The organism is Aestuariivivens sediminicola (genome assembly GCF_022662015.1).
GTDB classification, from domain to species: Bacteria; Bacteroidota; Bacteroidia; order Flavobacteriales; family Flavobacteriaceae; genus Aestuariivivens; species Aestuariivivens sediminicola.
Window position 1 is genome coordinate 1 of the sequence record NZ_JAKMCM010000005.1, and the last position, 26,133, is coordinate 26,133.

General features: G+C 37.9%; 25 protein-coding genes. 16 read left to right on the top strand and 9 right to left on the bottom strand.

Annotation, left to right across the window (positions count from 1 at the left end; translation table 11 throughout):
• The first annotated feature begins 114 nt into the window (after positions 1–114).
• From MR041_RS11580 to MR041_RS11590, 3 genes are all read left to right on the top strand, one after another.
• On the top strand, positions 115–564 hold the full coding sequence (locus tag MR041_RS11580) for a glycoside hydrolase family 30 beta sandwich domain-containing protein (protein WP_242094092.1): 450 nt from the start codon (positions 115–117) through the stop codon (positions 562–564).
• A gap of 14 nt (positions 565–578) precedes the next feature.
• On the top strand, positions 579–2,069 hold the full coding sequence (locus MR041_RS11585; RefSeq protein ID WP_242094093.1) for a glycoside hydrolase family 30 protein: 1,491 nt from the start codon (positions 579–581) through the stop codon (positions 2,067–2,069).
• Between the two features lie 291 nt (positions 2,070–2,360).
• Positions 2,361–3,314, top strand: a complete 954-nt coding sequence (locus MR041_RS11590) for a hypothetical protein (protein WP_242094095.1) — start codon at positions 2,361–2,363, stop codon at positions 3,312–3,314.
• Positions 3,315–3,566: 252 nt separating this feature from the next.
• Here the strand turns inward: MR041_RS11590 and MR041_RS11595 are convergent, their stop codons facing one another.
• Entirely contained in the window at positions 3,567–4,310 is a 744-nt protein-coding gene (locus MR041_RS11595; RefSeq protein ID WP_242094097.1) for a hypothetical protein, read from the bottom strand.
• A 243-nt stretch (positions 4,311–4,553) separates the two neighbouring features.
• On the opposite strand from MR041_RS11595, the gene MR041_RS11600 reads away from it, so the two are divergent.
• Together MR041_RS11600 and MR041_RS11605 are read left to right on the top strand one after the other, a co-directional pair.
• The gene (locus MR041_RS11600; protein WP_242094099.1) at positions 4,554–5,246 is read left to right on the top strand and encodes a DUF6090 family protein; all 693 of its coding nucleotides are present in this window, start codon (positions 4,554–4,556) and stop codon (positions 5,244–5,246) included.
• A gap of 147 nt (positions 5,247–5,393) precedes the next feature.
• On the top strand, positions 5,394–6,440 hold the full coding sequence (locus MR041_RS11605; protein ID WP_242094101.1) for a toxin-antitoxin system YwqK family antitoxin: 1,047 nt from the start codon (positions 5,394–5,396) through the stop codon (positions 6,438–6,440).
• Positions 6,441–6,688: 248 nt separating this feature from the next.
• Here MR041_RS11605 and MR041_RS11610 read toward each other — a convergent pair whose 3' ends face one another.
• The 3 genes from MR041_RS11610 to MR041_RS11620 all read right to left on the bottom strand — a co-directional run bounded on the left by MR041_RS11610 (position 6,689) and on the right by MR041_RS11620 (position 8,500).
• Entirely contained in the window at positions 6,689–7,765 is a 1,077-nt protein-coding gene (locus tag MR041_RS11610) for a hypothetical protein (protein ID WP_242094103.1), read from the bottom strand.
• A gap of 7 nt (positions 7,766–7,772) precedes the next feature.
• Complete coding sequence (locus MR041_RS11615) at positions 7,773–8,168, bottom strand: hypothetical protein (RefSeq protein ID WP_242094104.1); 396 nt, start codon at positions 8,166–8,168, stop codon at positions 7,773–7,775.
• Between the two features lie 95 nt (positions 8,169–8,263).
• The gene (locus MR041_RS11620) at positions 8,264–8,500 is read right to left on the bottom strand and encodes a hypothetical protein (RefSeq protein ID WP_242094105.1); all 237 of its coding nucleotides are present in this window, start codon (positions 8,498–8,500) and stop codon (positions 8,264–8,266) included.
• A 339-nt stretch (positions 8,501–8,839) separates the two neighbouring features.
• On the opposite strand from MR041_RS11620, the gene MR041_RS11625 reads away from it, so the two are divergent.
• Both MR041_RS11625 and MR041_RS11630 read left to right on the top strand, forming a co-directional pair.
• On the top strand, positions 8,840–9,892 hold the full coding sequence (locus MR041_RS11625; protein WP_242094107.1) for a toxin-antitoxin system YwqK family antitoxin: 1,053 nt from the start codon (positions 8,840–8,842) through the stop codon (positions 9,890–9,892).
• Positions 9,893–10,399: 507 nt separating this feature from the next.
• Positions 10,400–10,744 (top strand): hypothetical protein, encoded by a 345-nt coding sequence (locus tag MR041_RS11630; protein WP_242094109.1) that lies wholly within the window; start codon positions 10,400–10,402, stop codon positions 10,742–10,744.
• Between the two features lie 235 nt (positions 10,745–10,979).
• Here MR041_RS11630 and MR041_RS11635 read toward each other — a convergent pair whose 3' ends face one another.
• Positions 10,980–11,942 (bottom strand): hypothetical protein, encoded by a 963-nt coding sequence (locus MR041_RS11635; protein ID WP_242094111.1) that lies wholly within the window; start codon positions 11,940–11,942, stop codon positions 10,980–10,982.
• A 79-nt stretch (positions 11,943–12,021) separates the two neighbouring features.
• On the opposite strand from MR041_RS11635, the gene MR041_RS11640 reads away from it, so the two are divergent.
• A complete protein-coding gene (locus tag MR041_RS11640) occupies positions 12,022–12,204 on the top strand; it encodes a hypothetical protein (protein WP_242094113.1) in 183 nt (60 codons plus the stop codon).
• A gap of 116 nt (positions 12,205–12,320) precedes the next feature.
• The gene (locus MR041_RS11645) at positions 12,321–12,986 is read left to right on the top strand and encodes a hypothetical protein (RefSeq protein ID WP_242094115.1); all 666 of its coding nucleotides are present in this window, start codon (positions 12,321–12,323) and stop codon (positions 12,984–12,986) included.
• Between the two features lie 168 nt (positions 12,987–13,154).
• Here the strand turns inward: MR041_RS11645 and MR041_RS11650 are convergent, their stop codons facing one another.
• A complete protein-coding gene (locus MR041_RS11650; protein ID WP_242094117.1) occupies positions 13,155–13,634 on the bottom strand; it encodes a hypothetical protein in 480 nt (159 codons plus the stop codon).
• 437 nt (positions 13,635–14,071) lie between these two features.
• Here MR041_RS11650 and MR041_RS11655 point away from each other — a divergent pair, with 437 nt between their 5' ends.
• The 6 genes from MR041_RS11655 to MR041_RS11680 all read left to right on the top strand — a co-directional run bounded on the left by MR041_RS11655 (position 14,072) and on the right by MR041_RS11680 (position 21,273).
• Positions 14,072–15,133 carry a family 20 glycosylhydrolase gene (locus tag MR041_RS11655; RefSeq protein WP_242094119.1) on the top strand — a complete coding sequence of 354 codons (1,062 nt, stop codon included), beginning with the start codon at positions 14,072–14,074 and terminating at the stop codon, positions 15,131–15,133.
• 162 nt (positions 15,134–15,295) lie between these two features.
• The gene (locus tag MR041_RS11660; protein WP_242094121.1) at positions 15,296–16,435 is read left to right on the top strand and encodes a glycosyl hydrolase family 18 protein; all 1,140 of its coding nucleotides are present in this window, start codon (positions 15,296–15,298) and stop codon (positions 16,433–16,435) included.
• A gap of 74 nt (positions 16,436–16,509) precedes the next feature.
• Positions 16,510–17,262, top strand: coding sequence for a DUF2268 domain-containing putative Zn-dependent protease (locus MR041_RS11665; protein ID WP_242094123.1), 753 nt, complete (start codon positions 16,510–16,512; stop codon positions 17,260–17,262).
• Positions 17,263–17,406: 144 nt separating this feature from the next.
• Positions 17,407–19,020 (top strand): glycerol-3-phosphate dehydrogenase/oxidase, encoded by a 1,614-nt coding sequence (locus tag MR041_RS11670; protein ID WP_242094125.1) that lies wholly within the window; start codon positions 17,407–17,409, stop codon positions 19,018–19,020.
• Between the two features lie 14 nt (positions 19,021–19,034).
• Positions 19,035–20,528 carry a glycerol kinase GlpK gene (gene glpK, locus MR041_RS11675; RefSeq protein WP_242094127.1) on the top strand — a complete coding sequence of 498 codons (1,494 nt, stop codon included), beginning with the start codon at positions 19,035–19,037 and terminating at the stop codon, positions 20,526–20,528.
• Positions 20,529–20,544: 16 nt separating this feature from the next.
• Positions 20,545–21,273, top strand: a complete 729-nt coding sequence (locus MR041_RS11680) for an MIP/aquaporin family protein (protein WP_242094129.1) — start codon at positions 20,545–20,547, stop codon at positions 21,271–21,273.
• A 236-nt stretch (positions 21,274–21,509) separates the two neighbouring features.
• Here MR041_RS11680 and MR041_RS11685 read toward each other — a convergent pair whose 3' ends face one another.
• Both MR041_RS11685 and MR041_RS11690 read right to left on the bottom strand, forming a co-directional pair.
• Positions 21,510–22,970 carry a YiiX/YebB-like N1pC/P60 family cysteine hydrolase gene (locus MR041_RS11685; RefSeq protein WP_242094131.1) on the bottom strand — a complete coding sequence of 487 codons (1,461 nt, stop codon included), beginning with the start codon at positions 22,968–22,970 and terminating at the stop codon, positions 21,510–21,512.
• A 258-nt stretch (positions 22,971–23,228) separates the two neighbouring features.
• Complete coding sequence (locus tag MR041_RS11690) at positions 23,229–23,498, bottom strand: hypothetical protein (protein WP_242094133.1); 270 nt, start codon at positions 23,496–23,498, stop codon at positions 23,229–23,231.
• Positions 23,499–23,641: 143 nt separating this feature from the next.
• On the opposite strand from MR041_RS11690, the gene MR041_RS11695 reads away from it, so the two are divergent.
• Complete coding sequence (locus tag MR041_RS11695; protein ID WP_242094135.1) at positions 23,642–25,207, top strand: toxin-antitoxin system YwqK family antitoxin; 1,566 nt, start codon at positions 23,642–23,644, stop codon at positions 25,205–25,207.
• A 92-nt stretch (positions 25,208–25,299) separates the two neighbouring features.
• Here the strand turns inward: MR041_RS11695 and MR041_RS11700 are convergent, their stop codons facing one another.
• On the bottom strand, positions 25,300–25,998 hold the full coding sequence (locus MR041_RS11700) for a hypothetical protein (RefSeq protein ID WP_242094137.1): 699 nt from the start codon (positions 25,996–25,998) through the stop codon (positions 25,300–25,302).
• Positions 25,999–26,133: the final 135 nt, after the last annotated feature.

Here is a 26,133-nt window from a genome sequence, read left to right on the forward strand (position 1 = left end):
TATTAAAACAAAGAGAGATAATTAAAATTAAAACAATCAAGAAGAGAAGAAAACATCATTTATTGCAAAAAATGAACTAATAACTTAATTTTAAGCCTAACTGGTAAACATGCTTTGACTACATACAGGGTAGGCGTAAATTCTGATTTTGGTGACAATTTAAAATGGCATACTAGAGAATTGATTATAGGCGCAACAAGAAACTGGTGTAAAACGGTTTTAGAATGGAACTTAGCGGCAAATTCAAATCTGGAACCTCATACAGATGGGGGCTGTACCGAATGTTTAGGAGCTTTAACTATAGACGGAAACACCGTAAAAAGAAATGTGGCTTACTATATCATAGCACATATATCAAAATTTGTAAGACCCGGTTCAAAAAGAATAAATTCAAATTACTTAACAGAATTGCCTAACGTAGCTTTCAAAACACCTTCAGGGAACATAGTTGTTGTTGTTTTAAATAATACTTCAATAGACAGGGCTTTTAATATTCATGGTCCTGATGAATCCATTACTGCTTCGCTTACTGCCGGTGCTGTTGGAACCTATGTTTGGGATTAATAAATAAAAATAAAATGATAAAAAATCAGTTAGCATTAATTACTCTAATAATAGTTGTTATTTCCTGCTCAAAGAATAGAAAGGAAGTTTTGGCTATTGATAATGATCTGTCAAAAAATGAAAGTGAACAAAAAATAGATATAAACCAAAAGTTAGAGGTTTATACCACAGCAGAGGATACAGATTTAATGTTGTCTAAAACAGGAACATTTACTTTTAAAAATGCAGAACAGGCATTAGAATCAGAAATAGCTGTATTTGTTAATTCGAACAAAGCTTTTCAAAAGTTTATGGGAATTGGGGGAGCGATAACAGATGCTTCGGCAGAAGTATTTGCAAAATTAACTAAAGACAAACAAGAGGAATTATTACATGCATATTTCGGTAAGGAAGGTAACAACTATAATATTATTAGAACAAGTATTCATAGCTGTGATTTTAGCCCATATAGCTTTACTTATATTTCAGAGGGAGACAAGGATCTAAAAACCTTTTCCATAGACCACGATAGAGAATTCAGGATCCCGATGATTAAAAGGGCTATGAATTTAATAGGTAATAAAGACTTGGTTTTTTATGCAAGCCCCTGGAGTCCTCCGGCATTTATGAAGAGTAATAAAAACATGTTACAGGGGGGAAAGTTATTACCGGAATATTATCAAACTTGGGCAGATTATTATGTTAAGTTCATTCAGGCCTATGAAAAAGAAGGTATTCCTGTTTGGGGCATAACCATCCAAAACGAGCCTATGGCAAAACAGCGTTGGGAATCGTGTATTTATACAGCGGAAGAAGAACGCGATTTTCTCAAAAGTTATTTAGGGCCAACACTTGAAAAGGCAGGGTTTAACGATAAAAATATTGTGGTTTGGGATCATAATAGAGATTTAATGTCCCACAGGGCGAATACCATTTTTGAAGATCCTGAAGCTGCAAAGTATGCCTGGGGTATAGGGTTTCATTGGTATGAGACATGGACTGGAGGAGAACCTAAGTATGATAATTTACAGAATATTAACGAATCGTATCCATCGAAAAATATACTCTTTACCGAGGGTTGTCAGGAAAAGTTCGATAGTAACCATTATTTCCGATGGTCTAATGCAGAACGTTACGGAAGCTCCATGATTAATGATTTCAATAACGGAACTGTTGGTTGGACAGACTGGAATATATTACTTGATGAAACCGGAGGGCCTAATCATGTAAGTAACCTTTGTTTTGCACCTGTGCATGCAGATACACGGACCAATAGCCTGATTTTTACACCTTCTTTTTATTACATTGGACATTTTTCGAAATTCATAGAGCAAGGTGCCTATAGAATTAGTACCACAACTAGCAGAAGCACTATTGAGAGTACCTCTTTTAAAAATAGTGATGGACGAATGGTTACTGTAGTGTTGAATAAATCGGATAAAGCAATTGATTATAAATTAGTTGTAGAAAACAGAGAAGTAGTTCTAAATATACCTAAGCATGCCATTCAATCTATAATTTATTAAATAAAATCTTTTAGATTGTCAATACAGGCGGGTCCACCCAGGTGGCAGAAACCTCGGCGTACGAAGGGGTTTTTATGCCTACTTACCTTATTAATTGCATTTCGTGTTAAAAAAGCAACTGCCAAAGGCAGGTAAACTTGGCAACTTTTTTCTTTAAAAAATTTGTGTCTACAAGTATTCAAAAATTTTTTCTAGGCACCCCATAAATTAAGTTTTATTATATGAAATTAAGTACGTGGGTTTTATAAGATAATTTTTTAATTTTAGTGTAACTAATTTAAAACCAAAATTATGAAACCGTATAAGAGGCTTAATTGGAATGGTGTCTTTGTCCTTATTCTTTTTTTATTAATAATATCTTGTAAAGGAGATAAAAAGCAAGATCAAAAGGAAGTAGAGCAATTAATAAAAGATCCAGTTATAGAAGTGATAACTAATAATATGGAATTTCAAATGCCGGACACCATACCATCTGGTTGGAATACTTTTAGGTATATTAATAAGTCTACTCAAACGCATTTTTTTACAATTGAAAAATACCCAGAAGGAAAGACACTGGAGGACGTAAAGGAGCTAGTTATTCCTTATTTTGACAGTGGAATGAAATTTATTAATGAAGGTAAACCAGAAGAAGGGTTCGCTGAATTTGGAAAGCTTCCAGAATGGTTTAGTGAGGTTAAAATTCTTGGTGGTGTAGCATTATTGTCTCCTGGGGTAACAGGGGAAACAACCATGAGGCTAGATCCAGGGAATTATTTTATTGAATGTTATGTTAAGATGAGTAATGGGGTATTTCATGCTTCCGTGGGGATGTTTGATGAGTTTTATGTTTCAGGAAGCAATTCTGGAAATACTGAGCCTACTGCGGATTATAGTATAGAGCTTTCCAGTACGGATGGTATAGTTCTTAAAGATAAGCTGAAGGCTGGAAACGCATCTTTTTCAGTTTTTTTCAAGGATCAAATTGTACATGAAAACTTTGCGGGACATGACGTAAATCTTGCCAAAATAGATGATTCAGCTGATTTAGAGGAAATTGAAAGTTGGATGAATTGGGCAGATCCCAAAGGATTAATTGAACCTGCGCCAAAGGGAATCACTTTCTTAGGAGGTGTTAATAATATGCCTGCAGGTGAAAGGGCTTATTTTAAGGCGAATCTTGATCAGGGGAAATACATTCTTATTGCTGAGGTTCCAAATGCTAAAAGTAAAAATATGCTTAAAGTTATTGATGTATCAAATTAAATCAGTGTACAAGCTATGCTAGAGTAATTAGAATGGATAATTAAATAAATATATAACAATTGGGACCACCTTAAAGGCCTAAATTACATTTGTAGTTTGGGCTTTTTTTTGGATACAACTGGGCGAGTTTACCATCATTTAGTAGAAAGCCTGTCCTCCTGTAAGAAGGAAGCTAAAAGTGGAACCATATAAAAAAAAGCCTCCGCTAGATTGCAGAGGCCTATACTCTTTACGAACAGGTTAAATAGCCATTTAATATGCGTTAAACTCCCACAATTCTCGCGTTACAACTGGGAAATAGTCTCGCCAAAGCGCCATGGCCTCTTCCCAGCTGCCGTCACCATGTATTTCTTCATACTTTTTCTTAAAGGGTATATTTACCTCTAAATCGGCCAATTTGGTTTTAGGAAAAACAAAGGCGAGTGCCCTGTCTGTATCCGATGGCCCGTATAAATTATAAAATTCTCTCATGTCTGAATCTAATTTTTCGTTAATATCTCTCAAACGATTAATAAAAACAGATAACTTTTCATTGCCTACACCCTTTTTAATCTTTAAAAACCAAACTGCAGCATATTTAATACTTTCATCAGGAAGGCTAACATAGGAAAGCTTTTCATTGTAACCCCAATATTCAGTACGACCGTATTTTTTAATATGTGGCGCTACTGTTGTATTCCAGTCATTATTATGCTCTTCGTTATCTGGACGATTATCCAGATGTTTAAAGCTCGTGGGACCCATTTCCCATACGTACCATCCAGATTCATCACCGGTCATTACTAAATTTAATGTAGCTTCGAAGGGCGCGTTGCTGTGGTAAGCTTCGTTATGAGCTTTTACAGCTTTAGTAAAAAGGGATTCTTCACCGATCTTGGGCAGAATATATTCCAGCTGATAGAGGTTACTTTTGGTTTCATTTTGGGAACTTAAGAGTATTGGCGTCAAATACAATGATGTAAATAACAAAACCAATTTTAAGACATTTGATTTCATGATTAATTAGTTTAGTAAGAAAGTTGAATTACAAGTTAGAAGAGGGATAAAAGGTCACTGTTATGTAAAAAGTAATTCCTAAAAAAAGGGATTCAAAAATTACAAAATATATCTGTATGAGACAAACAAATCGTACATATAAGGGAGTAAAAATTTTAAAAAACTACACATACGTCAGGCTTTTTTTATGTCCTAAAGTTCCATTCAGATTTTCATTATCTTTAGAAGGTTAACCAACAAACCATGATTAAATTCTTTCGCAACATACGCCAACAGCTATTATCACAGAATAGGTTTAGTAAGTATTTGCTTTATGCTATTGGTGAGATTGTACTGGTGGTTGTTGGGATTTTAATTGCTTTGAGTATTAACAATTGGAATGAGGATAAAAAAGAAAGACAGAAAGAAACAAAATCCTTAGTTGAGTTAAAAGATAATCTGAAAAGTAATATTGATGAATTCAACAAATTTATGAGCATTCAGAATGAGAGTATTGAAAATATTTCAATGATTGTTAAATACAAAGAAGCAAATCTAAATTACCACGATAGTATCAGAAAATATTTTCGCGGAATAGGATTTTTGGAACAGATAAATATAACCTCTTCATCTTATGAAACCATGAAAACAAATGGATTAGATTTGATTTCTTCAGATGCATTGAGATTAGAAATAATCGAACTTTACGATGTGCATTACAATCACTTTGATAGGCTTATTCAGAATGTTGGTCTCGCCCTTTTTTCAGGACATGTACTTCCAATTAGAAATAAATATTATTTAATAAATGAAAGATACGAAAGTGAAGAGTTCTTATACTTCTTAAAAGATAGAATATCTTGGAAAAAAGACGCTATTGAATATTGTGAGGTTATCAGTCAAAGAACGAAGGAATTAATTAAATCGTTAGAGGAGGAATTAGATAAAACAGACTAATTGATTCTTCCTAAGCGAGTTTACTGCAAGCGGGAAGCTAAAGGTGGGACCACCTTAAAGCCTAAATTACATTTGTAGTTTAGGCTTTTTTTGTGCCTTAGAATTAATAAAACATAAAATCTTTATCTTTAAAAAAATAATAACGGTATGAGACAACTTCTATTGGTATTGTGTGCAATTCCTGGATTTGTATTCGGGCAGGAAACAGAATTTTTCAATGAAAAAGATGTTTTTTATAAGGATTACTGTTGGTATCATAAATCGGACAGCACTAAAGTTACAGGAGTAATTAAACGGTTCCGTAAGAATGGTGTGGTTGAAAAGGAAGTATACGCTGTTGATGGGCTTTTAAATGGGGAAGCGAGAAGTTGGTATGATAATGGAGTGCTTTACGAGGTTGGAAATTTTAATAGTTCTAAGGTGGACGGAGAGGTAAGAGGATGGCATCGTAATGGACAATTAGCTGCGCGTGGCACTACGCGTGACGGTCAAAAAACAGGAACTTATCAAAAGTGGTATGAGAATGGTAGTTTAGAGGAGGAAAAAAATTATGTTAATGGTAAAGAAGAGGGTTCACAGAAGGTTTATCATTATAACGGTCATCTAAAATCGGAGACCAATTATGTTAATGGTAAATTGGAGGGCTGGCAAAGGGTGTATCACCCGAACGGCCAGTTAAAGTCTGAAACCAATTATGTAGAGGGAGAAAAAGAGAGAGAGACAATTTATTATGCCGATGGCAACATAATAACATTAACAGATAAAGTAGAGGATGATTTTGATGGGTTGCACAAGGAATATTACCATAACGGGCTGTTATGGTCTGAGAGTAATTTTGTTCACGGTGAATTAGTTGATGGGACAGAATATTTTCCTGATGGTAAACTTAAAATCGAAGTTAAATTTGAGTTGGGGGAGATGTTATTTAAGCGGGAGTGGTACGGGACGCATTCTGGTCAACCACACGTTCTTATGAATGAAGGAAAACGCGAAGGTGATGTTTGGACCTATAAAACATGGTATCGTGATGGCACTTTGATGGAAGTCAGCCATACTAATAATAAAGGTGAGAGTATAGGTGTTTATCAAAGATTTTACGCTAATGGAGTTCTTAAATATGAAAGAAATTATGATGACAACGGTAAATTCATTTCAAGTAAAAGTTGGGACATTAATGGCAACCTTATGGATTAATCTTTGCAATTCTCAATCTGTTTAATTTTTGCTTCAAGCAGTTTCCGAGCTCAAGCGTTAGAAACCTCAGTGTAAGCTGGGGTTTTTTTGTGGGACACAACTGGGCGCACAATGTTACATTGAGTAGTTTTGAATGGAGCAAAAGAGGATCAAATACTGAATAGGATTCCGTAGAAATGTGGTCTTTTTAAGATGAAATTTTTGTATTAGAATTTTTTCAAAAAGGGCAATTTATTTAAAACATTGAATTATTGATATTTTATTTCCCGTTCAATTATATATTTTGGTTTGTTATTTTTAAAAAAGTAAATTTTTGAAATGTTGTTATAATTATCGTATTCAAATTTTTCTCGATACCTTATTATTTTTTTATTGATTGAATTGTTATGATTTTCAATGATTTCTTTGATTATACCATCCCGATCCCTATTTATCTTTGATTTTATATTCCATATAATTCCGCCAAAATCAAATCGTAATTTCGTTTCGGTTTTTAGCCCTTTATCGTCATATATATGATTCAATTGGATTGTTGATTTTATCTCACTTAAATTATCCATAATTTTTAATTCCTTTAATGGATTTCCATCACTATCATAATCACAAGTGTATGTCTCAACAACATTTCCAATATTTTCAGTAATGTTGCTACTATATGTTATTTCTTTCACTAATTGGGCATTTTCATTGTAGAACTCAATAGATTTTAAATAAACATCTTCTTCTCTGTTTGCTTCTCCCAGAACGATTACATCTGCTAAAAATGACACTAATGGATATCCGTGTAGTTCCGAGTAAAATGATTCAATTATGCGGTTGTTTTTGTCATAATCGTAAGTATACTTTTTATAAGTGTTAAGTTGAAAAATTTCTTCCTGAATTAACTTTTGATTATTGTTATAAGTATATTTTTCCATATACACACAAGAGCCATTGGGTTTATAACCTTTTACTTCGATAAGGTTTCCAATTTTATCAATTAAATATTCATAAGACATTTTGGTCTTTCCAAGTTCAGAATATCTTTCAGTTTCAATTATTCTGCCTTGTTCATCATACTGAATGTAGAAATTGGAATCATTATCAAAACTTCCTGTTTTTTTTCCTTTTTGCAATTTTCCTGATTTAAACTTTAACTTATATTTTGTTTGCTTTACAGATTTTATTTTACCAAAGGTATTGAATGAAATTCCCCAATAAAATTTATTCTCTTTATAGGTGTTCAAAAACCCTAAATCACCATATGCAGGTAATTGCGATTGAGAATGATTAAAAACAAAGATTAGCTGGGAAAGGATGAATAATATTTTAAATTGTGTTTTCAATATATTATCATTCTGAAAAATCTATCCAGTTACCCCCGCCGGTATCTATAAAATACCATATAATAATAACACCAACTAATGCCCCAAGTGTAGTTGCAATCGTACCGATTGTTGAAGCGCCTTTATTTTGCAGGTTAATCTTTTTTAGCTTATCAGCCTGCAACAAGGTTTTAATGATTTCTCCTTTGGATTCTTTAATACCATAAAATTGATCATCTTCAGAGCGAATATTTTTGAACTTGTATGTTTGTTGGTCTATAGTTATGACTTTTGCTTTTCGGTTCTGAGTTGCCGCCCATTCTAGAGAAACAGAGCTTTTTTCATAGAGAACACAGCTTTGAAACAACAATAAAATTGTGAAAAGCAATACAAATGATTCGACATGTTTTCTAATAGTTTTCATTCTCACTCAGTTTAATTTAAATCTTTTGTTACACATCATTTTTAAGACCTTAGTTTGTTATCCTGTCCATATTTATTTGATCTACTTGAAATTTATTAGTTGCATTTAACACAAGAGGATCCTGAATAACCATGAGTTTTAGCCCATTCCAGGCAATCTTTTTCGGTTTCAAAGCATGGTGATCCTAAGTTTAAAGATTCAACTGTCCAAGGGGTTTCATCAGCACATTTAGTTGGGCAAATTTTGAAATCTTCAAAAGAATCGTCATCTCCGCAGGTTGTGATAAAAAAGCATACTGGCAGAAAAACGAAAAGAGATTTAAAAGTTCTCATAACTTTAGTATTTAGATAATCTGAAATCTTCTGTTTTGAATGGAAAAGTTAAATATCAGTTATGTATTTATCACTGATATTGGTCAGTTAAGATTTAAATACAGACTTCTGGTAAAGAGTTATGTTAAATGAACTTTTAGAAAATTAAAATATTAAACCATTGCACAAATGAAGAGGTGTTTTTGGCATTAAACCTAGGGTGAAGAAGCCTATCCCGCCGCAAGCGAGAAGCCAAAGGTGGGACCACCTTAAAGGCCTAAATTACGGATGTAGTTTAGGCTTTTTATGTCCCGGAATCCATAAAACATAAATTTTTATCTTTAAAAAAATAAAAAAGGTATGAGACAGCTTCTATTGGTATTGTGTGCAATTCCAGCATTTGTATTCGGACAGGACACCAATTTCTATTATGAGAAAGATGTTTTTTGGGATAAAGAGGACCGTGCCTATCATAAATCGGACAGCACTAAAGTTACAGGAGTAATTAAACGATTCCATAAAAATGGTCAGGTTGAAAAGGAGTTATACGTTGTTGATGGACTGATAAATGGGGAAGCAAGAGGGTGGCATGAAAATGGAATGCTTGGTTGGGTTGGGAATTTAGAAAATTCTCTTGTAAATGGAGAGATTAAACAATGGTATGATAACGGACAATTAAAGGAGCGCAGTACGATGAGGAACAATCCGTTAACTGGAACAACCTCTTACTGGCATAAGGACGGTAGCCCAAAAGGAGAAGAAAACTATGTTAATGGTAAAAAAGAGGGTTTTCAAAAGGCGTATTATGAGAGTGGTCATCTAAAAAAAGAGTTGAATGTTGTCAATGGTGAATTGGAGGGATTACAGAGGGAATATTACAGGAATGGTCAAATTAAGTCTGAAATAAAATATATTAACGGTAAAGTAGACGCAGTGATAGGTTATTACGAACGTAGTGATCACCCAAAACGAGAAAAAAATTATGTTGACGGTAAACTGGAAGGTTGGCAGAGGGATTATTACCATAACGGTCAGCTAAAGTCTGAAGCCAAATATGTCGAGGGTGAACCATCTGAAGAGAAGACCTATTATTCTGACGGTAATCCTGAAATAGAGATAATATATGAGTCAGGGGAAATGCTAGTTATGAAGAAATGGTACAGTGCACATTCGGGTCAACCATCTTCTCTCATGAACGAAAGAAAACGAGAAGGTGATATTTGGACCCATAAGGAATGGTATCGGGATGGTAATTTGATGGAAGTCAGCCATACGAATAACAAAGGAGAGAGGGTAGGTATTCATCAAAGATTTTACGCTAATGGAGCCCTTGAATATGAAGGCAATTTTGATGAAAACGGTGAAAACATTTCAAGTAAAAGTTATGACATAAATGGACAACAAAGGAATTAAACACCGTTATGATCCATATAATAACTATTGCCTCAAATAGTTTTCTAGTCAGGCAGGGCCACAATTTAAAAGTCATTTCTTGATTGAAGTGGCTTGTTTTGTATACTAAAGCTTCATTCAGGTTTTTAGGAACCTTAAGATTCTAACTTGGCTCTCACAATTACATACTTCGGCACAAAAGGACATCACTAGCAATCACAAAACAAGTTTACCAAATAGTGTAATCATTTCCGTCATACCAATTGAGATTTTTGGCGCAAGTTCAATTCCCGGACCTTTAAGCTGGCCCTCTGTTTTATCAAGTACAGGAAGGTGTACTGGCATCATTTTTGCATCGCATTGAGAACATGGCTTTTTTACGAATGGGTTTGAGAATTAAGCCGGTGAATGTTATGTGTATGCCTTTTAAATACATGGACTTTCATTGACCATTTTCCTTCACGGAAACGGGATATTCTCAAACAATTAATTAATCTCAAAAAACTATAAGTAATGAAAAAAATGGTATTGACATTAGGAATTGGACTTTTGTTTATCACATCCACCTACGCTCAGGAAAATAATAAAATAGCCGTTAAGGGAGATTTTATACAAATGGACATGAAATGCACCACAGCATATCGTAATTTCCACGGCTTCGGTAAAGAATATGTTGAGATTGATAAGGCTTTAATTAGAAAAAATTCAATTCTTTCCATTGTTGTGAATAACAATGAAGTCATCATTACGACTACTGAGTTGAGTTGGGCCAATTCTACAAATATATCTAAACATTATGCGTTTAAATTCTCAGATTCAGATGCGTGCAACAGGTTCTACTCTGGCTTGGTTGATACGATTTCAATAGATTAATGCGCCCCTCACATATTTAGATTTCATGCCAATAGGTGAAGTACAATAGCATTAACCGTACTGACCAACACATAGGATCTGAGCTTATTTTATGTAGGAAACTGAACTACACCGTATAAATAACCGCATGAGATAACGATTTCAATAGCTGGCGCTTAGGTTTGTGCTCGTACTGCTCATGGGAGCAAACCGTATTACGGATCTGTAGCATAGTGCTCCTGTTTCTGTGGGGGTTTTAGTTGATTTGATTGGCTCTTTTGTAATAGGATTCTTTCTTGAATAAGCCCTCTGTCTTAAGGCTCAGCCCCGTGTTATTTAATCGGGTAATGAGAAATCGCCTTCTCCACTTATTTACATCAGGTAAATAGTCCAATTGCAGGTAAAACTTAGGGTATCCCATGAAGTTCTCCTCAAGTTCTATGGACCACCAGCCAATTACCTTTCCTTCATTGGCAATCTCCATTTGGCTCGTGAATTCATAATCGCCCGTATAATCTGAAATCCACAATCCGGGAAGGCTGCCATATAAGACCTCAATAACATCAGCAGCATTTTGATCTTTTTTTAGTTCATTTAAGTCAAATTCATTTGCCAAAACATGCTGTTTGTCAGATTCACAGCGCCCTCCCATGCCATTGACCCAATGCCCTTTAGCACAAAGATTTCCACCCCACATATAGCCTTTTAGAGACTTGCCATAGGAGACCAGAAACCAGTTATATCCTCTTGAAGTACTGTCAGTAGCGTGAATCAGTTTCAGTTTGGCATCGGCAGCAGTTAACACGGTGTCCTTTGATGCCGTAAATGAGGGTTCACTGTAAATACTTCCGTCAAGGGTCCCAACGTAGATTGGCCTTTCAAAAAAGCCGGATAAAAAATAAACCCACAGGAGCACCAATACTGCAGCAAGGGTAATAAAAACAGGCTTGGCTCCAAATAGTTCAATCAGCTTTACAAATAGCTGAATCAGAGCTCCAAAGGCCCAGGTTATAAGGAGAGCAACGGTGCATAATCCGCCAATAAATGCAATAACACCTCCGATTATGATATTGAATAAAGCAGGAATTGCACCGTCACCCGGTGTGTTCTCAAAGATTTGTATATCCTGACTGATAATCTTAATGCCGATATAGGTGACAAGCGCTCCTATAACGAACAGGACAGCCGCAATTGCATGGGGCAGGTTTTTTAAGTTCATAAAATAAATTGTTTAGCTCTTTGTCCACCCCTAATATAGGCACTTTCATAAAGACCCCTGGGGAATTCAAAAAAATATAATGTTTTTTGCAGCTGCTATAAAACCCGGAACAACTCATAATGAGATGCTTCTCTTGCCCGGTTTAGTCTGGCGTGGGACCACCCTAGTAATAGAAACCTCAGCATTAGCCGTGTATTTTTTGGAACACACCTGGGGACTAAGTTTATATGGCGTCGGGTTAAATGGAACGATAGAAAGTTAAATACTGGATGGGATTCCCAAGAAATTGGGTCTTTTATGATGACTGATATATATCATTGCTTGGGTATAATAATCGTGGTATTTTTTGATTCTCAGTAATATTTAATACTTAATAAAATGAAAAAAATACTTAGCACACTAATTATGCTTGGCTTTTTTATATATGGGTTTGGTCAGACAAATCTTTATGTAAATCCTGCTTTCGAAAGTATTGCGATGAACCATGAGGTCATAGCAATAGCCCCCTTCAAAACCCAAGTGAAATTGCGCCCTAAGCAAATGGCGGAAATAAGCACTGAACAATTACATAATTTGGAAAAATCAGAAGGCGAGGCAATTCAAAGGGCCATGCATTCATGGTTTTTAAAGCGCAAAAAAAGAGGAAGTCTACTTTACATAGATTTGCAGGACCCTAGAACAACAACATCAATTTTATCTCAAAATGGGATTGATTATGATAACATAACAGAATTTTCTCCTCAACAGTTAGCGGATTTATTAAACGTTGATTCGATTATTATGGGAGAATATGAGACAAATAAACCAATGTCAGAAGGAGCATCTGTGGTATTAGGCGTGCTTGTTGGCTTTTTCGGGACAACAAATAGCGCTACGATGAATATGAGTATATATAATGGAGAGGATGGCATTCTGTTGTGGAATTATAATAAAAAAGTAAGAGGTAGTATTGGCAGTAGTCCAGACGACCTAATTAATATATTGATGAGAAAAGCATCGCGGCGGATGGCCTACACAAAGAGCGACAAAGACAAATCTCTATGAATACAAATAGGAAGAAGCAAAAGGAGACAAACCATTCTGGAATACGGCGGTTTTTTTAACCATTGGGATAACTCAATTTAGCGCATCTTCTTGCAATGTATTAACGCCTCACAGGTATAATTTTATGAGTTTTGAAATTCAAATCAACGATTTTAGCGCGCAAAAAATTTAATCAATTGGAATCACTAAAGTGATCCCAATATTTTTCGGTGATTTAAAGTGGTTATTGTTCAATGTGCTTTGGGATGTACCCAACAAGAGATTGGCTTTTTTCTTATGTTCATTTGCTTTCATGAAAAAAGGGATACTAGCTAAAGAGGCACAGACACCACCTATCATAAAACCATTAATTTTTAAATCTGCTTCGCCCTCACCATCCACAAAAGCGTCTCCCATAGCATCCCAGAGTGCATCATCAAAAGATATTACCATGCCTGTAATTAAAAAGACTCCGCCGGCTGCCAAATTAATTATTCCCAGAGTTTGGTTTTTTCTATATTTCTGAATGTGAAAATCATAGGATTCTAAGGCTGAAGATTCAGAAGTGGGTTCAAGTTGTTGAGCCTGTGCCAAACTACATATCAGCAAAAGATTAATCAGGGTTAACCGAATGGCTTTGAGCGTGGGGTAAAGTGATCGTGTTCTCATGATATTTACTATTAATTGTATATTTAAATTTAATGTGGTAAAAGAGAATCTATATCCCGAATGATGGTTTGTAGATGAATCAGGACATTTAAGCGGTTTACCGTTGAATTTTGCTGCATACAAACTACTTAAAGCACCTTGGGTCTGTTAGGCAATCTGTTAAAACAGGTCTTTCGTATTGGGTTAATCAAATTTGCAATCCATTGTATGCAGAAGGCCTCAGTGCTGTGTTCTGAAGGTAAATTTCATGAGACCATAACGGATTAAGTTTGAAAAATCATCGTTTGGGTGAAAATATATTTGCGACAAGCAATCACGATCATTATTTTTATACAACAAGACCAACATTCAATTCGGGTACCCGAACCCGTGAGTTGCATGGTTATAATCCGGTTTCCCATTGCGCGTAATTTTGAAATAAAAATAAAATCAGTGATATGAGAATTAAACCAGTGCTTATTGGGGCATTGTGCTTTGCGCTTTCCATCTCGGCGCAAGATGTATTGCCCATCAGAGGATTTGCCATTGCGGCTCCAAAAAAAGAAAATGTCGACCGGTTTGTCAAATTCATCAACGAGGAGCTTCCTCCAAGACAGATTAACACCTTGATCTTGAGAGTCGATTATAATTTTCAGTACAAGTCGCATCCGGAACTGGCTGAAGATAACGGCCTCTCCCAGGATGACGTTAATAAAATAGTATCGGCTTGCCAGAACAATAACATTGATGTTATCCCTCAAATTAACTTATTGGGACATCAGTCATGGCATTCAGATCTGGAAATGCTACTGAAAGTTTACCCGGAATTCGATGAAACCCCGAACATACAACTTCCGGAAAGCTATGAATGGCCGAATGATGATGATCTTTATTGTAAAAGTTATTGCCCTTTACATCCTAAAGTACATGAGGTTGTATTTTCGATAATGGATGAAATTGTTACTGCTTTTCAGGCCAATGCCTTCCATGCGGGAATGGACGAGGTATTCTACATAGGTCATGAAGACTGCCCCCGCTGTAACGGAAAAGATAAGGCCGAGTTATTTGCCGGAGAACTGACAAAAATAAGGAACCACCTGGCCTTGTCGGGCCATAAACTCTGGATATGGGGCGATCGGCTGTTGGACGGAAAGACGACAGGAATGGGTATGTGGGAGGCAAGTATGAATAACACCCACAGAGCCATAGACATGATTCCAAAAGACATTGTGATATGCGATTGGCACTATGAGCGTATGGAGCCCACAGCAGCTTATTTTGCCTTAAAGGGATTTGATGTGGTGACCTCTTCATATAAAAAGGGTGCAGTGGCTCTAAAACAATTGGCCTTTTTGGAGAATATCAGAAGAAATTCAAGTGAGGAAACAGCCCAACACATTTTGGGTATGGTGCATACATCATGGAGCTCAGCCTCCTCCTTTCTGGACCGATTTTATGCCCCTTTTGATAAAACGAAACAAAACGACGCAGTTTGCTTTAAAATATTATTTGGCGAATAGCGGTAACACAATACTAGTGTCCAAAGTGCAATTTGTGAAAAGAATACCCTAATGGATCTAAGAATACACGGTTATACTTATTTTTTTGTTATCGTTTGCAGTCTTACTCTTATTTCATTTTTAATTGAACATTCACCCAGGGACACCTGAAACTTTTTTAATATGGAACTAATGACACACATCCGGGATTACCTAAAGCCCTTTATTTTAATTCAATTCATACTGTTGTTCTCATGCGATATGAAAAACAAAATGCCTGATGCAGATGTTGAAAACACTGAATTTAAGATTGTAGGGTATTTAAGCGGAGGCAGTTTTGATAAAATTGATCATCTCGAACTTGATAAACTAACGCATTTAAACCTTGCATTTGCCAATCCGGATAACAATGGGAAACTCATTTTCAGCTACAATAGAGATGTCAAAGAGATCGTTGAAAAAGGTCATGCTGCTGGTTTGAAAGTGTTTATATCCCTGGCAGGAGGCGGTACACCAGACACCTCAATTTGGAGTGCACTCTTGCAGCCGGAGCGTATGCCAGCTTTCGTGAAGCACATATTGGATTATGTGGACGACAACAATCTGGATGGGGTCGATGTGGATATTGAAGGCAATTTACTGCCATATATAGGAGATACTTATACACCATTTGTTCTTGAACTAAGGGATGCGCTCCATGCAAAAGGGAAGGGTATCACCACTGCCCTGGGGGCCACCTGGCTACATGAATCCGTTACTCAGCAATCCCTGGAGGCCTATGACTTTATCAATGTCATGGTCTACGATAAGACGGGGCCCTGGAGACCTCAGGATGTTGGACCGCACGCTCCGATCTCCTATGCAGAAGAAGCTATAGCATTCTGGATTAATGAAAAAAAGATACCTTCTGAACACATTGTACTCGGCATGCCATTTTATGGATGGGATTTTTCACATCCGGTAAGATCAAGAACCTACAGGCAAATCATAAGGGACAATCCAGAACACGCGTATACAGATCAGATGGATAGCCTATACTACAATGGAATTCCCACAATTGTACATAAGACGCAAATGGCAAAGAACAAACTTGGCGGGGTAATGTTTTGGGAGATTTCTCAGGATACCATTCATGAACTGTCATTATTGAGGGCTGTCCACCAGACTCTGGAGGCAGATAGTTGTCTTGTAAGTACATTCTATAAGGATTCAGATGGTGATGGATTTGGTGATCCCACAAAACCACTTCAGGCCTGTCAGAGACCCCTTGGATATGTGACAAACCGAGGTGATAGCAACGATACAAACCCGGAGATCCAGTAACTACCAACCGAATAAATAAAATAGCTATACAGAGTTGAAGTTTTTTTAAGTTTTCAACCGTTTTAACCATTCGAATGAGTCATACGCGTTATAAAGCAACAAAATTATACCTCCTTGTACTGCTCCTATGCATGCCATATACCTTTTATGCACGACCGAGAGCAAAAACAGGTTTACGTATTCTGTTTAATGAGGACAAAGCGCATTTTACACCAGATGAAAAAGAACGTATCACCGAATTCATAACAGCCTCAGAACGAAAAATAAGAAGGCTATTGCCTGATTTGCCAGAGGATATTACGGTGTCCATTGAACTGACGGACAACGATTTTAAAGACAACGGTGGGGTGATTGGCAGAGCTGAAAGAAACCGTCCTGCTAAGGTGGTTATTGAAGTGTCAAGTGCGTATCAGGGGGGCGTTGGTCAGGCCATTAAAACAGGTTTAATACCTGTAATCTATCACGAATTTCATCATCTTGCAAGAGGCTGGGCCATACAGGATAACAAGTATGACACCGACATTCATATCGCCGCTGTCAATGAGGGTTTGGCGGTTGTATTCTCCGAAATCTATACAGGCGTAGTTCTGCCCTGGAATACCTATCCAAACAATGTGAGTCTTTGGGTAGAAGAGATCATTGCCTTGCCGGAGAATTCAAATTACAGGTCATGGATGTTTCAACATCCAGACGGCAGAATTGGAATTGGATACAAGGCGGGGAATTTTATTGTACGGGAGGCCATGGCAAACTCGAATAAGGACATACTGGAATTGAGTAAACTGTCGCATCGAAAAATACTGAAACTGGCAGGATACAAAAGATAATTTACGCTAAGGGTAATGACTGGAGTTCAAACGGCCGGTATCCAATGGAGCTCTGGAACTTTTGCTAAATACGTGGGGTTTCATTCAATGCATTAAAATCACTAATTTGGGCCATATAATTCCAATTATGAACACATATTTTTAATGAATAAGGCGTTTAACAGAGGAGGCTTAATTCAGAAAATGCATAATACTTCCGAATGGGATGTTATTGTTATTGGTGGCGGAGCAACAGGCTTAGGAATAGCTTTAGACAGCATAACGCGTGGCTATAAGACCTTGCTTTTGGAGCGGGCCGATTTCGCTAAAGGAACATCCAGCCGAAGCACGAAACTTGTTCATGGGGGGGTTAGGTATTTAGCTCAGGGTAATATTAATTTGGTAAAAGAAGCTTTGTATGAAAGAGGACTAATGCTTAATAATGCATCACATTTAGTGAGTCGCCAATCCTTTATTATTCCAACCTACAAATGGTGGGATCATTTTATTTATACTGTTGGATTGAAAATTTATGATGTTCTCTCTGGTAAATTGAGTTTAGGAAAGTCATTTAGCATAAGAAAAACAGAAACTATAGAACGTCTTCAGACCCTTAGAACGATAAAGCTAAAGGGGGGAGTTGTCTATTACGACGGACTGTTTGATGACTCGAGGTTAGCAATAAATATGGCTCAGACCTGTATTGAAAAGGGGGCCGTTGTTTTGAATCATTTCAGGGTTATTGCACTATTAAAAGATACGGACGCCTCCATAACGGGAGTCCGGGCTGTGGATGAGGAAACGGGTAAAACTTACAAATTCGAGGCCAACGCTGTTATCAATGCCACAGGAGTCTTTACGGACGACATTTTGAAAATGGATGACCCGACGGCACAAAACAAAATAAGGCCGAGTCAGGGCATCCATTTGGTTTTTGACAAATCTTTTTTACCGGGAAAGGATGCGATTATGGTTCCTAAAACAGATGATGGCAGGGTGCTGTTTCTGGTGCCCTGGCATAATAGGGTGGTTTTAGGAACAACGGATACACTTTTAGATAGTCATAGTTTAGAACCTAAAGCTCGAGAAGAGGAGATAGATTTTATTATTAAAACAGCCAATCGATATTTAACTAAAAGCGTAACCAAAGGTGATGTCCTCAGCGTATTTGCCGGATTACGTCCCCTGGCTGCACCGAAAGACAAATCAGAGAAGACCAAAGAAATATCCAGAAGTCATAAAATTATAATTTCTAAATCGGGTTTGGTTACCATTACAGGCGGGAAGTGGACGACCTACAGGAAAATGGCAGAAGACACGATCAATAAAGTGATTGAACTGGGTAAATTGCCAAAGGCCCTCTGTAATACAAAGGGTTTGCATATTCATGGTGCCAATGGAACTTTAGATAAGTCAGATCATTTGTATATTTATGGAAGCGATTATAAAGAAATACACAAGCTGATAAAAAAACATCCTGATCTGGGGGAAAGGTTACATCCAAGATTGGAATTTTTAAAAGCAGAGGTCCTTTGGGCGGTTCGATTTGAAATGGCGAGGACAATCGAAGATGTTTTGGCCAGAAGGGTAAGAGTGCTCTTTTTGGATGCAAAAGCAGCCATTGAAATTGCCCCGGAGGTGGCAAGGATTTTAGCTAATGAGTTAAATAAAGATGGCCAATGGGAAAAGCAACAAATTTCTGATTTTATTAAAGTTGCGAGAAATTACATAATTCAAACGCCGTCGCATATGGAGGATCGTCTTAATTTACCCAACTAAACCACATCGATTATATGGAAAAATATATTTTGGCATTAGATCAGGGAACCACGAGTTCAAGAGCTATTATTTTCAATAAAAAGGGACGTATTATTTCCGTAGCTCAAAAGGAGTTTACTCAATATTTCCCCAAGCCGGGCTGGGTCGAACACGATCCCCTGGAAGTTTGGTCTTCACAGGCAGGTGTGGCATCCGAGGCCATCGCTAAGAATGGCTTAAAAGGAGAAAATATCGTGGCTATGGGTATTACCAACCAGCGCGAAACCGTCATTGTTTGGGACAAAAATACCGGGGAGCCCATATATAATGCTATAGTCTGGCAGGATAAACGAACGTCCGGATATTGCGATCAGCTTAAAAGGGAAGGCCTTGAAAAAGAAATCAGGGAAAAGACGGGATTGGTAATAGACTCCTATTTTTCCGGCACCAAGGTCAAATGGATATTGGATCACGTAGACGGTGCAAGGGAAAAGGCTGAAAATGGATCCTTAATAATGGGCACAATTGATACCTGGCTGATATGGAATTTTACGAAAGGAGAACAACATGTCACGGACGTCTCCAACGCCTCGAGAACATTGCTGTTTAATTTAAACACCCTGGAATGGGACGATGATTTGTTGGAATTATTTACGATACCAAGAAGCATGTTGCCTCAGGTAAAGCAATCGAGTGAAGTTTATGGGTATGCCTTATCATCTTTTTATGGCGCTAAGATTCCAATTTCTGGAATTGCAGGCGATCAACAGGCCGCTTTGTTTGGTCAAATGTGTACCAAAGCGGGTATGGTAAAGAATACCTATGGAACGGGTTGTTTTATGTTAATGAATATTGGTGAGAAACCTATTGTTTCAAAAAACAATTTATTGACGACAGTAGCATGGAAGCTAAACGGTAAGACCCATTATGCTTTAGAGGGCAGTATCTTTATAGCAGGGGCTATTGTTCAGTGGTTGCGGGATAGCTTAAAAATTATTAGAAATTCTAAGGATGTTGAAAAATTAGCAGGATCTGTTGAGAGTTCTGAAGGCGTGTATTTTGTTCCTGCCTTCGCGGGACTGGGAGCACCCTATTGGAATCAGTATGCTCAGGGCACTATTTTTGGATTGACACGAGGAATTACAGATGCGCATATGGCTCGAGCCGCTTTGGAGTCTATTGCTTATCAAACTATGGATGTTTTAAAGGCCATGGAGGCCGATTCCGGTATTGGAATAAAAGAACTGCGTGTCGATGGCGGTGCCACCGTAAATGACATGCTCATGCAATTTCAGGCCGATGTTCTGGATATTGTGACGGTGCGCCCTAAAGTAGTGGAAACTACAGCCATGGGAGCTGCATTTTTAGCTGGGCTGGCCATTGGTTTCTGGGAAAATACTGAAGAAATTCAACACATATGGCAAATAGACACCTATTTTCACCCAACGACTAAAAGAGGAAATATTGATGAAGGCATTAAAGGTTGGTACAGAGCAATCGATGCCATAGAATATTGGACAAAACAGTAATACTAATATCGAAAAAATGACACCATTCATTGCAGAGGTTATAGGAACAGGACTTTTAATTTTATTAGGTGAAGGCGTAGTCGCCAATGTTGTGCTAAAAAAAACTTTGGGACACAACAGTGGGTGGATCGTGATAACCGTTGGTTGGGCACTGGCAGTATATGTTGCTGTTGTAGTTGCTGCCCCGTACAGTGGCGCTCATATTAATCCGGCGGTCAGCATCGGATTGGCACTGGCAGGTAAATTTGATTGGGATTTAGTTCCCATATATATTTCGGCGCAAATGATTGGTGCTATGATGGGTGCCTTAACGGTTTGGTTAATGTATAAGGATCATTTTAAGGCAACAGAGAACGGGGATTTAAAAAGAGCCGTTTTTTGCACATCGCCTGCGATTAGAAATTTGTCCTCGAATTTATTCAGTGAGGTGGTGGGCACTTTCGTACTGATTTTTACAATTCTATATTTTACAGGCGCATCAATTGAGGAGACCCAGTCAGTGATTGGATTAGGTTCCCTGGGGGCACTTCCAGTGGCTTTTTTAGTATGGGCTATTGGGCTGTCCTTAGGCGGTACCACAGGCTATGCGATAAATCCTGCAAGAGATTTGGGCCCACGAATTATGCATGCCATATTACCTATCAGAGATAAATCTCCAAATGATTGGGGGTATTCCTGGATTCCTGTCCTAGGTCCTGTTATAGGGGCTTCCATCGCGGCATTAACCATGTTGTTATTGTCCTGATCGGCATAATGTTTCTACAGCAGCAAAACCTTAAAATTACCTCGGGACCACCTATACGAACTGCACCATAAATCCGTATCGGAAATTGTATGATCGAAGGATTTCAATCCCAATACAATTAGATCAAGATATCTTACAAACCGCTGGTTTAGCTGAGGTTTTTCGGGTTGTTTCAACAGGAAGGGGAAGCAGGAATTTAAAATGTCCAACAGAGATGATTCACTTTTTTTGCCTAATCATTCAGCCAATGAGGCTTCCGCAAACTGCACGAGTTGCCAATACGGGGGCAAATAACCATTTTCCATCTCGAAGCGCTCCGCCTTTTTTAGGGTCCTGGATTTAAGATCTTGAAAAAGAGCTACAAAATAGTTGTTTTTCAATGCTGTTTGAGCATTCATGCCCTTGGGTATAACACCCTCCTTTCCAAAAAGATTGAGAACAGAAGAATACAGTTTAACAACCCTGGCCAGGGGTAGCGCCCAGATTGAATAGCTTAATTCTTCACCGGAATTTGCCAGGCTGATTAATGCATCCATAACGGCATTGTCCAAATGGTCCTGAAAAAGAACATCCTTATCTATCCATTCGGCCACAATACTCAACATGGGATCATATTCCAGGTCTGAGGGCATTTGCGTCACAAAGTTTGCTACCCCAAAGGCGCTTAACCAGTTTATAATCCCATTTGAAGAAATGGTAGATTCAAATTCCCATAAAGAAATGCCATAGCGTTTATAAGCAAAAGATCCAACCTCCGAGCAGAACATGGCTGACGCATCCCTGTAATCCATTTTAAAATCATAGGGAATATATCTTTTTTGAGCTTCTTCATACATGAATTCGGATACCTCATGGGGCAGCATGGGGTTCAATTGTATTTCCGGGAGATCAGAGCGTGGCCTCATCACCATAAATCTTAATTTTTTATCTTTCAAATAGCTGTCCAGGGACGCTATGGCAACCCCCTTTTCAATATGAGCTTCAACAAAATAAGGGGTATTGCTTTCTTCATCAATATACACCAGGGCGACATGAGAAAAATTACCGGGATAATCATTCCCCCTCGAAATAAAGGCGGAAACCTCCGCACCACCTCTGCTGACAAGTAAATCGCCGCTGTGTACTTTTATGCCGAGCACATCAATTGAAGGGGTTCGAGAAGGCGCGTCTGTAACGGACATGGTGGAAGTAAATTCGTCTTTATCAGATTGTAGCAGTATTTCTTCTACTGCTGCCCGCATCCCATAAAGTATGCGATAAGAAGTATGGCGAGCGCTGGTTGCAGACATATCCCATAGACGTGAATCTTTTTTCAATTTTTGTCTTACGCTGTTATAGTATCTTAGGTGCCAATCCGATTTTTTTTCCTGGGCAGCGATCACTGGTGCAATGCGGAAAAACGCATGTTCAATGGAATCGTAGATTTTACTGTCAGCACTGTAAACAGTATCCATGTATGTTGTCAACAGCAGATCTGCCTCATCGCACAATTTTCCCACCATAGAATCGCGTTTTATGGAGGATAAGGCTCTGGCTGTGATAAACCTGTTTTCCAGATTTTTCCAAAGGGAATCCTGATTCCAGGTAAATGGCGTTTTTGAAGCGGTTTGAATCGGGGTTTTGTCCTGTGGTGATGGAATTAAAAGCAGCACATATAGTATCCCAAGGATTTTTAAAAGTAAATATATCTTTTTCATTGGGTCTGTTATCAAAAGAAGTTTAATTGCTGTTGAAATGTAATAATAAATAACTATAAATCCGTTATAACGTCTAGGAATTTCCTCGCGTTCATCTCCTTGGAGCAGGGCGATTATCCCGCTGTAAGGGGCGTCCCTGCCAATTCGTCCCAAATGAAGTGAAGTTGAGGCGGGATCCCTTTTAGGAATGACATATGTTAAGGGAGTTCGGATACTTTGATCTTCCGTATTTCACATTAAAATCAGGGAAGAATCTGTTTAGTGACTTTTGGTTTCTAATTTTCCACGAAGGTTTAAAACCAATGTCATTAAGGCGATAATAACAAACCCTATTCCTATATAGTCCACAAAGTTGGCATAATTCAGATAGATGCCATAAGACAAAAAATAAATGCTGTATAAATACCAGAAGTATTTTCGGTGTCGCGCTTTTTTGGAGTCAGAGAGTTGCATTGTTTTCATTGAAATCAAATGAATGGCGCCTACAATGATAAAAGTTCCGATAAATATTAATATTGCCTTTTCCATGTTGCTAAATTTACAAAAAAACAGGGATCATTGATTCGAGAGTTATTTTGGGAATGGGTGCATTTATTACGCCCGGATCGAATAGACAACCATGCAAAGCCAGTGTTGAAATTATTTTTATTTTTACGCCAAAGCAGAAACACATGAAAACCGTTTTTATTCTTCTTTTTACAATGCCATACCTTTTAATGGGGCAGGAAACTGATGTGATACATTATGATGCTGTTTTTGTAAAAGACAGGTTATTTTATTTCAAGCGAGACACCACGCTGGTCAATGGAAAAGTTGTAAAGCATGAGCCCAATGGAAAAGCAAGCGGGTCTTTTGAGGTGGCCAATGGGATGTTAAATGGCCATGCCAGGATCTGGCAGGAAGGCAAAGGAACTACAGAGATGTCTTATAGCGCTAATCTGTTAGACGGGCCTTATAAGGAAGTGGACATGAATGGGGTGGTAATACATGAGGGCGGCTACAAACAGGATAAAAAAGAGGGCATATGGAAGCATTGGAGTCCCGATGGCAATTTGCTGGAGGAAGCAGCATACAAGAAAGGGAAAAAGGATGGCATGTATAAGTTTTGGTATGAAAATGGCCAGGTTTCTACGGAAGGGTTTTACAAAGAGGATACAGAGCAGGGCTTATGGAGGAGATGGTATCTCAATGGGGAATTAAAAAGTACCGGAAATTACGAGAATGGCACTTTTAGCGGTGTATGGAAATTTTATGATGAGAACGGGGCGATCCGTAAAGAGGGGCTGTTTAATGAGGGCAGGGAGCAAGGGCTATGGAAGAAGTGGTATCCGAATGGTACATTGGGAAGCATCGGAAATTATGACAATGGTGTGTACACAGGGGAATGGAATTATTATAATGTGAACGGGGAATTAAGCTTAACCTATGTTTACGACGATTTGCCGCATTCCGAGAATAGGGATGCGAAGGTGATTGATGCCAAAGACACCTTTATCCGGGAGGGTATTGTTTATTTTACATCGGATACTACCAGAGTAACGGGATTGGTAAAAGCGTATAATACCTGGTCCAATCGAATTAAGCAAGAGGTCAATGTTGTTGATGGTCTTTATAATGGAAAGATGATAACATGGTATGATTCCGGAGCGCTTTCCAGTATAAGCCGTTATAAAGACGGTGTGGAGGATGGTGAAACAAAAACATTTTATCGGAGCGGGCAATTACATGAGATTAAAAGCTACAACGCCGGAGTGCTGGATGGATGGCGTAGGATATTGTTTGATAATGATGGCTTAGAACTGGAAATACAGTATACCAATGGAAAGAATAATGGTATAATGAGAGCATATTACAGGAACGGTAATCCGCATTATGAGCGGCACTTTATGATGAACAAACAAACCGGGATTCAGAAAACATGGTACGAGGAGGGCCCGTTAAAAGAGGAGATCATACACGCAGATGGGCAATCGCCGGAAATCAGAAAAAGGTGGTACAGGAATGGCACCCTGCAAAGTGAAGCCCCTTATAATTCTAATGGGGTGATAGACGGCATTGAAAGCTTTTGGAGTGAGGATGGGTATATATTGCGGAAAACGGCCTTTCAGAACGGTGTTTTAAACGGTCCCGAACAGATTTGGCACCCTAATGGGGAACTTGCCGAGGAAAGGTATTATCAGTTTGGAAGGTTGAGGTCCAGTAAAAAATGGGACGATAAGGGTAATCCGGTGGATTGAAATAGGATTTGTCATTATACAAATAGAAAAAGGATTTACACACTGCAAATCCTTTTATTTTGGAAGCACTTAAGGCCAGGTCCAAATTTTGTTTAATCGTTTAATTTATATTTTCCATAACCTGGGGAGTATGGACTACGATATGGATCGGTTCTGTAAAATAAGTAGGGCACATCTCCCGTATTGATAACTTGGTTAATAATAAGTTCAGGCCAAACATCGGTTGCAACCCCCAGTTCAATGCCATCCTTGTTATACCACATGCCATTTTCAACATAATCTGTAGATCTGGCGGCCACCATTCTTCTAAAATGTGACCATTTTTCGTTGTCTTTATCATACATAAAATGAAATGTTATCCAACCGTTGGAATCCATCCATTTTTCGGGATAAACACCCTCATGAGATATTAGTTTTTCATTCCAGTGCATGACTAATTTGCAATCCAGCAGTTCAGGCGGCATGAAATAGACAAAATAATCAAAATAGCCAACCAATTCGTCCCAATAGGGCATTCCCTCTCCTGTGTAAGGAGGATATTGATAATGGGGATAATCTATAAATAAAAAATCTCCAAGAACGGCATTAATTAAATACCCATTAAAATGATGAGCATTCCAGTTGTAACCCCATTGATCAAAGCCGGTCATCTTTTTATCTGCTTTACTGTTTTTAAATGCTGCTTGATCTAAAGTAGTTACATTCTCAGGGGCGGTCATCTGGTCTGTTTCACATGACGTAAACGCCATAAAAACCAGAGTAAGTCCGATTAATACATACAATTGTTTCATAATGATTAAATATGTTAAGTGATTTTAGTTTGTTAATATAGAGTTAGAGAGCCTTGAACTTAGTTATTTTCAAACAGGTACTAAATGATATCCATCAGTTTTGTGGTGTCATAAAAAAAGAAATCATAAGCAAAA

Coding starts and splice junctions, on each gene's coding strand:
- MR041_RS11700 (WP_242094137.1), bottom strand. CDS start 25,998: ATGAAACAATTGTATGTATTAATCGGACTTACTCTGGTTTTTATGGCG.
- MR041_RS11595 (WP_242094097.1), bottom strand. CDS start 4,310: ATGAAATCAAATGTCTTAAAATTGGTTTTGTTATTTACATCATTGTAT.
- glpK (WP_242094127.1), top strand. CDS start 19,035: ATGGAAAAATATATTTTGGCATTAGATCAGGGAACCACGAGTTCAAGA.
- MR041_RS11680 (WP_242094129.1), top strand. CDS start 20,545: ATGACACCATTCATTGCAGAGGTTATAGGAACAGGACTTTTAATTTTA.
- MR041_RS11640 (WP_242094113.1), top strand. CDS start 12,022: ATGTTTTTTGCAGCTGCTATAAAACCCGGAACAACTCATAATGAGATG.
- MR041_RS11670 (WP_242094125.1), top strand. CDS start 17,407: ATGAATAAGGCGTTTAACAGAGGAGGCTTAATTCAGAAAATGCATAAT.
- MR041_RS11655 (WP_242094119.1), top strand. CDS start 14,072: ATGAGAATTAAACCAGTGCTTATTGGGGCATTGTGCTTTGCGCTTTCC.
- MR041_RS11645 (WP_242094115.1), top strand. CDS start 12,321: ATGAAAAAAATACTTAGCACACTAATTATGCTTGGCTTTTTTATATAT.
- MR041_RS11690 (WP_242094133.1), bottom strand. CDS start 23,498: ATGGAAAAGGCAATATTAATATTTATCGGAACTTTTATCATTGTAGGC.
- MR041_RS11685 (WP_242094131.1), bottom strand. CDS start 22,970: ATGAAAAAGATATATTTACTTTTAAAAATCCTTGGGATACTATATGTG.
- MR041_RS11635 (WP_242094111.1), bottom strand. CDS start 11,942: ATGAACTTAAAAAACCTGCCCCATGCAATTGCGGCTGTCCTGTTCGTT.
- MR041_RS11605 (WP_242094101.1), top strand. CDS start 5,394: ATGAGACAACTTCTATTGGTATTGTGTGCAATTCCTGGATTTGTATTC.
- MR041_RS11650 (WP_242094117.1), bottom strand. CDS start 13,634: ATGAGAACACGATCACTTTACCCCACGCTCAAAGCCATTCGGTTAACC.
- MR041_RS11695 (WP_242094135.1), top strand. CDS start 23,642: ATGAAAACCGTTTTTATTCTTCTTTTTACAATGCCATACCTTTTAATG.
- MR041_RS11600 (WP_242094099.1), top strand. CDS start 4,554: ATGATTAAATTCTTTCGCAACATACGCCAACAGCTATTATCACAGAAT.
- MR041_RS11615 (WP_242094104.1), bottom strand. CDS start 8,168: ATGAAAACTATTAGAAAACATGTCGAATCATTTGTATTGCTTTTCACA.
- MR041_RS11585 (WP_242094093.1), top strand. CDS start 579: ATGATAAAAAATCAGTTAGCATTAATTACTCTAATAATAGTTGTTATT.
- MR041_RS11665 (WP_242094123.1), top strand. CDS start 16,510: ATGAGTCATACGCGTTATAAAGCAACAAAATTATACCTCCTTGTACTG.
- MR041_RS11625 (WP_242094107.1), top strand. CDS start 8,840: ATGAGACAGCTTCTATTGGTATTGTGTGCAATTCCAGCATTTGTATTC.
- MR041_RS11620 (WP_242094105.1), bottom strand. CDS start 8,500: ATGAGAACTTTTAAATCTCTTTTCGTTTTTCTGCCAGTATGCTTTTTT.
- MR041_RS11660 (WP_242094121.1), top strand. CDS start 15,296: ATGGAACTAATGACACACATCCGGGATTACCTAAAGCCCTTTATTTTA.
- MR041_RS11590 (WP_242094095.1), top strand. CDS start 2,361: ATGAAACCGTATAAGAGGCTTAATTGGAATGGTGTCTTTGTCCTTATT.